General features: G+C 59.2%; 11 protein-coding genes. 6 read left to right on the forward strand and 5 right to left on the reverse strand.

The genetic code is table 11. From position 1 onward, the window contains the following. Window positions 1-316: 316 nt before the first annotated feature. The 5 genes from K3175_RS06915 (at window position 317) to K3175_RS06935 (ending at window position 5,552) form a co-directional block, all read left to right on the forward strand. The gene (locus K3175_RS06915; protein ID WP_345719335.1) at window positions 317-2,407 is read left to right on the forward strand and encodes a S8 family serine peptidase; all 2,091 of its coding nucleotides are present in this window, start codon (window positions 317-319) and stop codon (window positions 2,405-2,407) included. Window positions 2,408-2,485: 78 nt separating this feature from the next. Beyond that, the gene (locus K3175_RS06920) at window positions 2,486-3,841 is read left to right on the forward strand and encodes an alkaline phosphatase PhoX (RefSeq protein WP_247710770.1); all 1,356 of its coding nucleotides are present in this window, start codon (window positions 2,486-2,488) and stop codon (window positions 3,839-3,841) included. A 98-nt stretch (window positions 3,842-3,939) separates the two neighbouring features. Then, entirely contained in the window at window positions 3,940-4,401 is a 462-nt protein-coding gene (locus K3175_RS06925) for a Dps family protein (RefSeq protein WP_221542643.1), read from the forward strand. Between the two features lie 72 nt (window positions 4,402-4,473). Further along, window positions 4,474-5,094, forward strand: a complete 621-nt coding sequence (locus K3175_RS06930; protein ID WP_221542644.1) for a 6-phosphogluconolactonase — start codon at window positions 4,474-4,476, stop codon at window positions 5,092-5,094. After that, entirely contained in the window at window positions 5,082-5,552 is a 471-nt protein-coding gene (locus tag K3175_RS06935) for an NUDIX domain-containing protein (protein ID WP_221542645.1), read from the forward strand. The genes K3175_RS06930 and K3175_RS06935 overlap by 13 nt, the downstream gene beginning before the upstream one ends. Here K3175_RS06935 and dinB read toward each other — a convergent pair. Then, window positions 5,549-6,664, reverse strand: a complete 1,116-nt coding sequence (gene dinB / locus K3175_RS06940; RefSeq protein ID WP_221542646.1) for a DNA polymerase IV — start codon at window positions 6,662-6,664, stop codon at window positions 5,549-5,551. The genes K3175_RS06935 and dinB overlap by 4 nt on opposite strands. A gap of 65 nt (window positions 6,665-6,729) precedes the next feature. On the opposite strand from dinB, the gene K3175_RS06945 reads away from it, so the two are divergent. Beyond that, window positions 6,730-7,989 carry a multidrug effflux MFS transporter gene (locus tag K3175_RS06945; protein WP_221542647.1) on the forward strand — a complete coding sequence of 420 codons (1,260 nt, stop codon included), beginning with the start codon at window positions 6,730-6,732 and terminating at the stop codon, window positions 7,987-7,989. Window positions 7,990-8,026: 37 nt separating this feature from the next. Here the strand turns inward: K3175_RS06945 and K3175_RS06950 are convergent, their stop codons facing one another. The 4 genes from K3175_RS06950 to K3175_RS06965 all read right to left on the reverse strand — a co-directional run bounded on the left by K3175_RS06950 (window position 8,027) and on the right by K3175_RS06965 (window position 13,097). After that, window positions 8,027-9,898 (reverse strand): acetyl/propionyl/methylcrotonyl-CoA carboxylase subunit alpha, encoded by a 1,872-nt coding sequence (locus K3175_RS06950; protein ID WP_221542648.1) that lies wholly within the window; start codon window positions 9,896-9,898, stop codon window positions 8,027-8,029. A 48-nt stretch (window positions 9,899-9,946) separates the two neighbouring features. Beyond that, on the reverse strand, window positions 9,947-10,885 hold the full coding sequence (locus K3175_RS06955; protein ID WP_247710771.1) for a phytoene/squalene synthase family protein: 939 nt from the start codon (window positions 10,883-10,885) through the stop codon (window positions 9,947-9,949). A 77-nt stretch (window positions 10,886-10,962) separates the two neighbouring features. Further along, window positions 10,963-11,544, reverse strand: coding sequence for an LOG family protein (locus K3175_RS06960; RefSeq protein WP_221542649.1), 582 nt, complete (start codon window positions 11,542-11,544; stop codon window positions 10,963-10,965). After that, window positions 11,541-13,097 carry a phytoene desaturase gene (locus tag K3175_RS06965; protein ID WP_247710772.1) on the reverse strand — a complete coding sequence of 519 codons (1,557 nt, stop codon included), beginning with the start codon at window positions 13,095-13,097 and terminating at the stop codon, window positions 11,541-11,543. The genes K3175_RS06960 and K3175_RS06965 overlap by 4 nt, the downstream gene beginning before the upstream one ends.

The following is a 13,097-nucleotide window of genomic DNA, read 5'->3' on the forward strand; positions in this document are numbered from 1 at the left end:
TTAAGCTGAACTTAAATTCGAGCGCTCTAAATAAGGAATGCTATAGATTTGCCCGACTAAGACTGGCAGGTCGCAGTTTTTAGGGGTCGGCAAATTGTCTCAGAATTCCGTGCGTATTCGTGCTTGTTCCGCTCTCATGGCCGGGGTGGCCTCCTGTGGTCTGGCCGCGTGCGGTGGCGGGGGCTCGGTTCGCAGCACGCCTCCCCCGGTTTCAAGCCCGTCGCCATCGCCAGCGCCAACCCCTACGCCCACCCCAACTCCTGCGCCAACACCCGCTCCGACACCCAGTCCCACGCCGGCACCGCCAGCAGGGTATGTGATTACCCCTGAGGCGCAGCAGCCCCAAAGGTCGGCGCAAGACGACCGGGAGTATCGCCAGAACTACGTCGCTGCCGAGCTCATCAACGGTCTTTACGCATTGGAAAGCGGCTGGGACGGCTCCGGCGTCGTCGTCGGCGTCGTCGATGACGGTGTGAATGAGATTGGTGAACTTGCTGGCCAGATCGATCATGATCTGAGCAAGGATTTCGGGTTGGAGATCAATGGCTCCAGCCGGCAGCCGCTTCGTCCCGGCGGCCAAACCGGAGATGCCAATTCGACGCACGGCACGCCGGTTGCAGCGATCATCGCGGGCAAGAACGATGGACGGGGTACCCAGGGTCTCGCGCCGGGGGTAAAGATCGCATCGCTACGGATCGACTCGGTTTCTGATGGCGAGGAAACGATGCTTCTCGGCTCCGACGTGTATGAATGGGCAGCGGACAAGAAAATCCCGATCCTCAATATGTCGCTGTCCTCCAATGATGAGGGCGGCAAGCCTTACCAGATCGAGCGCATTCTCCGTTACGGAGCATCGGGCGGGTTGATAGTCCGCTCAGCCGGGAACAGCGGCAAGGATAATGTTAGCAATTTCCGCGATCTCACCGATGAGACGGCCAATGTGCAGATTTTCGTCGTCGCGATCGATGCGGATGAGCGAAACTACACAATCTCGTCCTATTCCGACCGCTGCGGCGTCGCGATGGATCGCTGTGTCGCGGCGGTCGGTGAGAACGTGACGATGAATGCCGACGGCCAGACCGTATATTTCGCGGGCACCAGCTCCGCAGCACCGCAGGTCAGCGCTCTTGCGGCTATGGTTCTGTCGAAGTGGCCACAACTCAGCGGGCAGGATGCCGGCAATATTATTCTTAATACCGCCCGCGATATGGGCGAAACCGGCACGGACGCGATCTATGGGCGAGGGTTGATTGACGTTCGCGCTGCTCTCGAGCCGATCAATCCAGCGCTGTCCAATGGCCGAAGCTCGACCGCCGTATCGAGCTCCATCGCAGTCGTGGGCGGCGTTCTCGATGCCTGGGGGCCTGCGTCGCTAGGAGCGGCTTATGCAGACATAACGGTTCTCGATGCGTACGGCCGGAACTATTCGGGCGATCTATCGGGGTTGGTCGTTAGCCCGAAGCAAGGGGAAGAGCGCTGGCTTCACCGCAGAATGGACGCACAGGCCAACTCCGGTGTTTCCGGTTTCACTAGCCAGAAAATGAGCGCGAGCGTCGGTTATACCGCGCTTCCCACACGGTATCTCGACGAGGACGGCCAGGAGCTTCTGCAAAATCGTCTGACTGCTGCGCAACTGGCTTATCGTATCGACACCGCGACCACCGTCACAGCTGGATATAATTCCACCGATAATGTGATGGACGACTTTATGGGCCTTGCCCCGTCATCCGACGCAATGTTTGCCTACTCTCCGCTGGCACAGACGAGCATCGGCGTGCGGCACGTGGTGGGCGAGACGCTTCTCAGCCTCAATGCCGTCGGCGGGAAGCGCGATGGGATGAGCGTCGTCGGCACAAGCGCGGCCTTGTCCAGTAAGCAATCAAGCCTGAAATTTGGGTACCTTGGCGAAAAGGGGACCGTTTTCGGCACCCCGGTCGGCGCGGGAGCGATGCGGTTCGGTGATGGTGCCGACACTTTGTTCTTCGAAGCTGCGCAAGGGTTCGCTATCGGGGGCTGGACGCTAGAAGGCTATGCAAGCCTCGGTGCGACGAAGCTGAAATTATCAGACGATATGTTGCTCACCAAAGCGGGAACGATCGCCAGCGGCCGCTATGGCTTCACCACTTCTCGCAGCGCATGGGGCGGGCGGCTGAGCATGGGTGTCGCACAGCGGCTGGTTGGCCTTAGGGCAAATGGCGTGGTGACGGTCGGCTCCGATTACGATCTGGCCAGCCGCAGTCTTCGCTTTGAGCAGCGCCCGATAGACATGCGTGGCAAGTTGAGGCCCGAAATAACCCTCGGGTATGAGAAGTCGGGTGAACGCAGTGCGCTTCGTGTCGGAGCAGCTAGCGATTTGGCTGGCAATAGTGTCCGTGCGTTGGCCACCTACAGACTGAAACTCAATTAGCAGTGTTGCAGAGCTTACCCTGGAAGCTGAGGTTAATCTGACGCAAACTCTGTCATTCAGCTGTCGCTTTGCTATCGCATGGCGACGCGACACGCACCGATGGAGAATTTCGTGACCGCAGAATTGCACCGCCGCCAGTTCCTGTCCGCTACAGCCAGCGCTTTCGCGGCGCTGTCTCTCAGCGGATGCATGACGCGCGGAGTAATGCCCGGTGGCTTCGCAGGTTATGGTCCGCTTGTCCCGGATCCCGATGGTCTGCTCGACCTGCCTAAGGGTTTCACATACAGGCTCATCTCCAGCCTCGGCGATCAGATGAGCGATGGCGGGACAGTGCCCGACAAGGCTGACGGCATGGGTTGCCTTCCCTTGCCCTCTGGAGAAATCGCTCTGGTACGCAATCACGAACTCGTGCCCAGTGACGAATCGGGCGGGCTTATTGAGAAGGGTTACGACAAGATCGCGGGCAAAACGGTCCTGCCGGGCGGGACAACTACTGTCGTTCTCGATGCGGAGACGTTGGAAAAGAAAAGGGAATTTCGTTCTCTTGGCGGGACGATCCGCAATTGTTCGGGTGGCATTACCCCCTGGGGGAGCTGGCTCACGTGCGAAGAATTCGTAACGGAGACGAAGCATCTGGGCGCCGAAAAGCTCGGCGCGGACCACGGCTGGGTGTTCGAAGTTCCCGCGGCAGCAAACGGGTTGGTCGATCCCGTGCCGCTCAAAGCCATGGGCCGCTTCAATCACGAAGCCGCATGCGTCGATCCGGCCACCGGTATCGTTTATCTGACCGAAGATCGCGACGATTCGGTTCTCTATCGCTTCGTGCCCACGGTGCCCGGAAAGCTGCAGCAAGGTGGCCAGCTTCAGGCCATGCGGATCGTGGGCATTGCCGATACACGCAATTGGAAGGCCTCCGCCATGCCCGTGGGTCGTCGCTATAAGATCGAGTGGCTGCCACTCGATGCAATCGATGCGCCGCAGGATGATCTGCGCAAACGCGCCGCTGCGATGGGGGCGGCCATCATCGCGCGCGGCGAGGGCATCCACATGGGGTCTGATGAACTCTATGTTTGCTCGACGAGCGGTGGCGCCGCAGAACTGGGCCAGATCTTCAAGCTCATTCCGGGGCGCAGCCGCCGTGCTGATGAAGTGGAACTCTTCTTCGAAAGCGAGAACAAGGAGCAGTTCAATTTCGGCGACAATCTTACCGTAGGCCCCAATGGACATCTGATCGTCTGCGAAGATCAGTATACCGATGTCGTCGACAACCGGTTGATTGGATTGACTCCGGTCGGCGATCCCTATGTGTTTGGCCGTTTGCGGCTTCAGACAGAGCTGGCGGGTGGGTGTTTCTCACCCGACGGGAAATGGTTTTTCGTCAATGCTTATGCACCGACGCGAACCGTGGCCATCACCGGACCTTGGGCGGGCTGATTGTGATCGTAAAAAACGATTACTGAATTCCCCAGTCTCGCCGAAACCTGCGGGCGAGTTCTCCGTTGGGTGCGTGAAAACACTCTCGGAGGAAATTCATGCCCGAACTTGGTAACAACGCAAAAGCAGGTCTCGTCACAGCGCTCAACGGGGCGCTGGCAGATACTGTTGCACTCTATTTCAAAACAAAGAACTTTCACTGGCATGTGGCCGGACCGAGGTTTCGTGATCTGCATTTGTTGTTCGATGAGCAGGCCGCCCAGTTGATTGGCACGGTCGACGACATCGGAGAGCGTGTGCGCAAGAATGACGAATACACGCTTACGTCGATCGGTACTGTCGCTTCGGAAACCAAGATCAAGGACCAGGACGACGTAACAATCACTGCCGATGCGATGGTGGCCGAATTGCGCGACGACAACCGCAAGCTTCATGGTCGACTTGAGAACGTGAAGGAAGAGGCGGAGGCCGTCGGTGACAATGCGACCAGCGGAATTGTCGATGACTGGATCGATCAGTGCGAGGAACGCATCTGGTTCCTCAACCAGTCCAGCAAGTAACTGTGTCGACGCATAGCAATTCACCCGCCTCGCGGCTTTGCCGCAGGCGGGTTTTCTGTATTCGGTAGGGCCATGACACATATCAAGATTATCGAAAATGCGGACGACGTCCAAATTGCAGCATGGCTGGAGAAGAAGTTGAGTGCTGCACTGTCGGCTACCACAGGCCCGGTGGTGATCACGGTGCCCGGTGGTTCCACCCCTTTCCCGATTATCGAACAATTGTTGAAGGCAAGTCTGGACTGGTCCCGTCTGGTAGTCTGGCCCGGTGACGATCGCGTCGTACCCGAGGATCACGATGCTTCGAATACGGGCAAGCTTCGCGCGCTTTTCGAGCCTGCTGGGGCGGAAGTTGTCACGCTGACCATCATGGAACAGGTGCCACATTTCGACCTGGCCTGGCTGGGCATGGGGGAGGACGGACATATTGCTTCGCTTTTCCCGAACACCGACCCGAAGCTGGACGAAGAGCGACAAATCGCCAGGCTGACGCCGGACCCCTTGCCGCCAGAAGCTCCGTTCGATCGCATTACCCTGACATTGCCGTCCGTGCTCGATAGCGACGAACTTTTGTTGGTGATCCGTGGTGACGCTAAGCGGAAGGTCTTCGCAGATGCCGTAGAGCAGAAACACGATTTGCCGGTTGCGAGGCTGCTTTCGGGCGCTAAACAACCGGTTACATGCTTCAGCTAATTCCTGCTCCGCTTCACCGGCTCGCTCTTCGCGTCGCTTATCGCCTGCGCAATAAAATCCGCCGGACGACGGGCGTGGCGCGGGATGGCGTGATGATCATCGGAAAAGATTTCGATGGTCAGATAATGCTGGTCCGGCATAGCTATGGCCCCAAGGAATGGTTTTTCCCTGGCGGCGGTATCGCCAATGGAGAAGCGCCAGAGGTTGCGGCCCGCCGCGAATTGCGCGAAGAAACCGGGTGCGAAGTCGATGGTCTGAGACTGATCGGCACTGTGGACGAGACGATTTCAGGTGGAGCGCATAAGGGATACCTTTTCGAAGGGGTGGTGCATGACATGCCCGAACCCGATGGCCGGGAAATCATAGAGGCACGCTTTTTTCCGACCCATTCCTTGCCGCAGCCGCTGAGCCGTATCACGCAGCAGCGGCTCGAGATGTGGCAGGCCCGCAAGTCCTAGAGCAGCGATAACTGGGCGTCAGGCCGCCTCGGTTCCTCCGCTTCACTACGCTCCAGCTTAGACAGCGTCAGGCCCATCAGCCGGATCGGCATGGGAAGTGGTAGCACTTCTTCCAGCAAGGATTTGGCGCAGCGTTCGAACTGGGCGCGTTCCGTGATGGGTTGATCCAGCGTTTTCGCCCTGCTGAATATCTGGAAGTCGGTGTATTTCATCTTCAGCGTCACAGTCCGCCCTGTCGCTTCGGCTCTTTCGATATAGCCCCAGACGATGTCGATGATATCGTCCAGCGTCTCACGCAATTCGCTGCCCGAAGACAAGTCACGGCTGAACGTACGCTCACCGCCCACCGATTTTCGAATGCGGCTGGAGCGGACAGGGCGCAAATCGATGCCCCGCGCTGCGCGGTAAAGGTAGTCGGCAAAGCTGCCGAAATTTGCGCGCAACCATTCGATGTCCTTGGCGGCAAGATCGGCGCCTGATGAGATACCCAGACGGGTCATCTTCTCTTCCGCCTTCGGGCCCACTCCGTGAAAGCGCCGAACGGGGAGCGACTGGACGAAATCCGCGCCTTGCCCAGGGCGGATCACGCACATTCCGTCTGGTTTGTTCTGGTCGCTCGCAAGCTTGGCGAGGAACTTATTGTAGCTCACCCCTGCACTTGCAGTCAGTCTGGTCTTCGCCTTGATTTCCTGGCGAATGAGTTCAGCGATACGCGTGGCGCTGCCAATCCCGAGCTTGTCTTCCGTTACATCCAGATAGGCTTCATCCAGGCTCAGCGGCTCGACGAGATCGGTATGGTGCCGGAAAATCGCTCTGATCTGCTGGCTTACCTCGCGATAGATATCGAAGCGGGATTTGCAAAAGATGAGGTCGGGGCAAAGGCGCTTGGCGGTAACGCTGGGCATGGCGCTATTGACGCCGAACTTTCGCGCCTCGTAGCTGGCCGCTGCCACAACGCCGCGCCCGCTCGATCCGCCAACGGCCACCGGTTTGCCGCGCAATTCAGGGTTGTCGCGCTGCTCCACGCTGGCAAAAAACGCGTCCATATCGACGTGAATGATCTTCCTCAGGCCATCAGCCTCGGTATCATTTGAGTCGTCGATCTCGGTCATGCGTCATCAGATAGACTGCCGGGTTGCAAATCGGAACCTTGTGGTCCACGCGCCATTTTGTGCAAATGCGAAACGATCACCTAGCCAGCGGCGAACGGCCGCTTCCCGATAGCGCCCGCCGTCCAGCCGTGGGCGAGCGCGAGCTGATCTGGATGATGGCGCTGCTGATGGCATGCAACGCCTTCGGAATCGACGCCATTCTGCCGGCGCTCGATGCACTGGCGGGCGATCTGGGGGCGACCGGAAACAGTCGCCAGTTCGTTGTTGGCGCCTACTTGTTGGCGGCTGGGTTCGGTACTTTGGTACCCGGTGCTTTCGCCGACCGCTATGGCAGGCGGCCCGTATTGTTCGTGGCACTGGCCTGTTACATAGTCTTCTCGATCGGATGCGCCCTGGCGACCAGCTTCGACATGCTCGTCATATTGCGCGCGGCGCAAGGTTTCTTCGCCGCCGGTATCATCGCGCTTCCTCCCGCTATCATTCGCGACCGGGTTGGCGGCGACAAGATGGCGCGCATGATGAGCCTGATCTTCGTCATCTTCCTGCTTGTCCCTGCCGTTGCTCCTTCGATTGGTCAGGCCGTCCTGCAGCTTATGGGTGACTGGCGCTGGATTTTTGGAGCGATGGCGCTGGCAGGAAGCATCATGACGCTGTGGGTCTATTTCCGCCTGCCGGAGACGCTTCATCAGGAAGACAAGCAGGAAATCCACCTGCCCACGATCCTGCGGAATATGACCAGCGCCGTGACGCTCCGCGAGACAATCGGCTACACGCTTGGAAGTGCGCTGGTTTTCGGCGGATTGTTCGGTTTCATCAATTCCAGCCAACAGCTAATCGGCGAGGCATTCGGGGCAGGCGATCGCTTCCCGATGATCTTTGCGATCTGTGCAGGCTGCATGGCCATCGCCAATTGGTCGAACAGCCGCATCGTCGAACGCTTCGGAGCCCGCAAGGTGAGCCATGCCGGTCTTTTCGCTTTCATCGCAGTTGCGATCGCCCAGCTTTACTTCGCCAGTCAGCCGGACGAAACGCTGTGGACCTTCGTGCCGCTTATGGCGGCGAACATGAGCCTGCTCGGCTTCATAGGCGCCAATTTCGGCAGCATCGCACTGCAGCCATTCCATAAGATCGCTGGCGCCGCGTCGAGCGCTCAGGGCTTCCTTCGCCTGACGAGCGGCGCCGCGCTCGGTTCCTTCATCGGTTATGTCTACGATGGCACCGCGAGACCGCTCGCCCTGGCGCTGCTCTGCACGGCCGTGCTGAGCTTAGCCTTCGTCCTCTTCAGCGAGCGTGGCGCGTTGTTCGGCGAGAAAGTGGAAGACTGAACGCGCAGCCAAACGTCACTGTCAGGCTGCGCGAAATTTAATCTGCGTCCGGTTCGACCACGGCGAGGACCGCGTCGACCTGAACCTGATCGCCTTCGCTTGCGGAAAGCTCGGTTACGGTCCCGCCGAACGGCGCGGTGAGCGCGTGTTCCATCTTCATCGCTTCGAGCACCATGAGACGCTGGCCCGCAGTGACAGTTTCGCCTTCGGCGACATCGACTGTGATGACCTTGCCGGGCATCGGTGCGATGATGGCGCCGTCGCCCGCTAAAGCTGCGCCCGAACCTCGCGATTCACGTTCGAAAACAAAGCTCTGGCCGTCGGCGAACACCACCGCTCTTGCGGGGTCGACAAATCCAGTCGTTTCGCTGTCGGCCACTGTGCGCCCCGCGACGACCTTCCTCGTCTCCCCCTTGTGATGGAGCGTCGTGGCCAGCACGCCCGGTCCATTGAGGCGCAGGCCGATGGGCAAGTCCTCGTGGTCCTCGCTTTCGCTCAGCGCAATGAAGTCCGCCGCACTTTGCCAAATTGAATCACCCGCCGTGTCGGAGGAAACCAGACTGTCCATCTTCTCTGCAATAAAAGCAGTGTCGAGATTGGCCTGTTCGAAATCGTCGTCGCGCAAGCAATTTGCAATGAACGCGGCGTTGGTTTTCACGGGCCAGATTTCGACTCTTTCAGCGATCTCCGCCAGCTGATCGATGGTTTCGCCGCGCGTCTCCCCCCACACAACAAGTTTGGCGACCATGGGATCATAGAACGGTGAAATCGTGTCGCCTTCTTCGACACCTGTTTCTATGCGGCCTTCGATCCCGAGGTGGAAGTGCTCCAGAGGGCCTGTCGAGGGGAGAAAGCCGTTTGAAGGATCTTCTGCATAAAGGCGCGCCTCGATCGAGTGGCCGTCGATGAAGAGATCTTCCTGCTTTGCAGGGATTGGTTCTCCGCTTGCAACACGCAGCTGCCATTCGACCAGATCGACGCCGGTAATTTCCTCGGTCACCGGATGTTCGACCTGTAGGCGTGTGTTCATTTCCATGAAGAAGATGCGGTCGGCGCGCAGGCCCTCACTGGCATCGGCGATGAATTCGATCGTGCCTGCGCCTTCGTAATCGACTGCCTTGGCAGCGCGTACGGCCGCGGCGCAAAGCTCTTCGCGCGTCGCTTCGTCCATGCCGGGGGCGGGGGCTTCCTCGATCACCTTCTGGTGCCGGCGCTGGAGCGAGCAATCGCGTTCGAACAGATGGACCACATTGCCGTGGGCATCCCCGAAGACCTGCACCTCGATATGCCGAGGCGAGGTGATCCACTTTTCGAGCAACACTTCGTCGTTGGAGAAGCTGGCTTTGGCTTCTCGCCGACAGCTTGCCAATGCGGCCTCGAAATCGCTGGGCGCATCGACCTTGCGCATGCCCTTGCCGCCGCCGCCCGCTACGGCTTTGATCAGTACCGGATAGCCAATAGCGTCTGCTTCCTTGCTGAGGCGCTCCACGGACTGGTCTTCACCCTCATAGCCGGGAGTGACAGGAACGCCTGCCTCGCGCATCAGTCTCTTGGCAGCATCCTTAAGCCCCATCGCATCGATGCTGCTGGGTTTGGGGCCGACCCAGATCAGATCGGCATCGATCACAGCCTGGGCGAAAGCGGCATTTTCGGACAGAAACCCATAGCCGGGGTGGATCGCCTCCGCCCCTGTCTGCTTGGCCGCTGCAATGATCTTTTCTCCGACCAGATAGCTTTCCGCTGCGGGAGACGGGCCGATATGCACCGCTTCATCAGCGCTGCGCACGTGCAGCGCCTTTGCATCGGCATCGGAATAGACGGCCACCGTTGCGATGCCCATCTCACGGGCGGTACGAATGATGCGGCAGGCGATCTCGCCACGATTGGCGATAAGCAGTTTCGTGATCATACGAATGCGCTAGCGGCAGCCGCTCGATCCATCAAGCGGTGGGGGCAGCTACCAGCCTGCGAGCGGCCGATAATCGTGCCGCGACCACGTGATGGGTTCGTCGGGCCCGGGAGGGTTGTTGCGGAGCGCTTCGAAGAAAGCCGTGGTAACGTGCCACGCCTTTTCCAGCCCGCTGACGCGAGTACGGCTATCCCAGGCCTTTTGCCCGCGGTCGAGAACCTTGCGGCCGATCGCACCGTAGATATTGGCCGCTGCGAGAACCGCCCAGCGCGAACGAAAGGGAAGATTTTTTGCGCCAAGACGCGCTGCATCTTCATGTTTCTGCATCAGCGCGATCATGCGCGGCATGATACTGGCGAGAATGAAGCGATTTTCGGGTTTCGCATGCTCTCCCGGGGCAAGACCTGCCTCGGCCAACCAGTCCGCGGGAATATAGACACGCCCGGCAGCGGCGTCTTCCACGACATCACGGCTGATATTGGCGATCTGGAAGGCAAGGCCAAGGTCGTTGGCCCTGTCCAGCGTCTCTCCGTCGTCCGAGCGGACGCCCATGATATGGGCCATCATGATCCCGACAGCACCGGCGACATGATAACAATAACGCATCATGTCCCGTTCGTTGGTCGGGGCGAAGCCGGTCGCGTCCATAGCGAAGCCGGTGATGACATCATTGGCCATGTCGTAGTCGAGATGGCATTCCTTGGCCACGAGTCCGAACGCGTCGAAGGCGAAGTCGGCCGTTGGCTGTTCTTCGAGTGCGCGGCGAGTGAGCACGCGAATTGCCTGAATTCTATCCTCGGCGTCCTTGGGCGTTCCCTGATCGCCCAGAGGACCGCCCTTTTCCTGATTGTCCGCAATGTCATCGCACCGGCGACACCAGGCATACAGCAGCCAGCTGCGCTCGCGTGTAGTCTTGTCGAACAGTTTTGAGGCTGCGGAAAAACTGTGTGAGCCGACTTCGATGGACTCCAGCGCCTTTTCAACCAAAGCATACCGGTCCCGCCCGCCACCAGCCCTGGTGTAGGTGGGGCGAAGGTTCTGCGTCGTAAGGGGGCGGGGCTTGTTCAGAGGTCGGCTGCCTTCATCTTGAAGATCGGAGTATGCGGCTCATAAGTTTCCATCTTGTCGAGCAACGCACTTAACGTCTCTTCTGCCAGAATTATCCCCTGATGGGCAGGGCGCACGAAACCGACCTCTGCCATGTGGCGGTTGAAGGCAATGAGATGATCGTAGAAGCCGAAGGAGTTGAGCAGTCCGACCGGTTTGGTGTGATAGCCCAATTGCGCCCAGCTTACCGCTTCCCACAGTTCATCCATGGTGCCCACGCCGCCGGGAATCGTGATGAAGCCGTCCGACAGGTCGGTGAACTTCTGTTTGCGTTCGTGCATTCCGCCGACCGTGTGCAATTCGGTGCAGTCGTGATTGGCGACTTCGCTACTGGCCAGTGCCTCGGGAATGATGCCGATCACTTCGCCGTCTGCATCAAGCGCACCGGAAGCGACGGCGCCCATTAGGCCCAGTCGGCCTCCACCGTAAACGACACCGATGCCGCGCTTTGCAAGGCCGGCGCCCACTTCCCGGGCAAGTTCGATATACCGCGGATCATTCGGCGATGCCGAACCGCAATAAACTGCCAAACGCTTCATGCCTGAACCAAATCCTCGACCATCAAGCCGGCGGTCGCCTTGGCGCTACCAACTACGCCGGGTATCCCGGCTCCTGGATGCGTCCCTGCCCCGACGAGATAGAAATTGTCCAGCACGTCATCGCGGTTGTGCCCGCGGAAAAATGCGCTCTGGGTCAATAGCGGCTCAAGACTGAAGGCGCTGCCTTTATGCGCATTGAGATCGGTTGCGAAATTGCTCGGCGCGTAATGGAACTTGGTCTTTATCCGTCCATGCAAATCAGGGATCAGTCGGCGCTCGATCTCGTCGAGAATGCGTTTTTCGAGAACGGGACCCATTTCGTCCCAGTCGATCGACAACTTCCCCATATGAGCGACGGGAACCAGCGCATAGAATGTGCTCATTCCTTCAGGTGCCACGCTTGGATCGGTCACGCTGGGATGGTGAAGGTAGATTGAGAAATCCTCCGGCAAGACGCCGTGATCGTAGATGTCCTCAAGCAAACCTTTGTAACGGGGGCCGAACAGGATCATGTGATGCGGGATCCCGGGCCAGGTTCCCTCGATCCCGAAGTGTACGACGAACAGGCTTGGCGAAAATTTCTTGCGCGAGAGCGTTTTCGAATAACTCGCGCCCCGCTTGGTGCCTGCCAGCAGGTCCTTGTAACTGTGAATGATGTCCGCGTTGCTGGCTACCGCGTCGAAGCGTTGCTTGAAGCCGGACTGAGTTTCCACTTCGCTGGCCTTGTTACCCAGCGTGTGGACCTGGGTCACAGGATCACCCACGCGGATCGTGCCGCCGATGCGCTCGAAATGGGCGACCATTGCCGCGATCAGCCTGTTTGTGCCGCCTTTGGCCCACCACACGCCGCCGTCTTTCTCCAGCTTGTGGATGAGCGCGTAGATACTGCTGGTCTTCATCGGATTGCCGCCGACCAGCAGCGTGTGGAAGCTCAGCGCCTCCCGCAGCTTCTCGTTCTCGACATAGCTTGAAACCATCGAATAGACGCTGCGCCAGGCCTGTTTCTTGGCGAGGGCAGGGGCAGCCTTCATCATCGACTTGAAGTCGAGGAAGGGCACATGGCCCAGCTTGACGTAGCCTTCCTCGTAAACACCCTCGGCATATTCAAGGAAACGCTGGTACCCGGCGACATCCGCGGGATTGAGCTCTGCGATTTCGCTGAAGAGCTGTTCTTCGTCGTTAGAATAATCGAAATTGGTGCCGTCGGGCCAATTGAGCCGGTAGAATGGCATAACCGGCATGATCTCGATATCCTGAGCCATATCGTGGCCGGTCAATGCCCACAGCTCCCTCAGGCAGTCGGGATCCGTGATAACCGTGGGTCCCGCATCGAAGGTAAAACCATCGCGGTCCCAATAGTAGGCGCGCCCACCGGGTTTGTCCCGACCTTCGATGACAGTCGTGGCGATCCCGGCAGACTGCAGCCGGATAGCAAGAGCAAGACCGCCAAAGCCCGATCCGATCACGCAGGCGTTCTTGCCGGTCGATGCTGGGAGCGTCGGCGAGTTGGGAAGATCTGAGGCGACCGGCGGATACGGCGTTTCGGCGTTCAT

It is taken from the genome of Qipengyuania aestuarii (assembly GCF_019711535.1).
In the GTDB taxonomy this organism is placed as follows: Bacteria; Pseudomonadota; Alphaproteobacteria; order Sphingomonadales; family Sphingomonadaceae; genus Qipengyuania; species Qipengyuania aestuarii.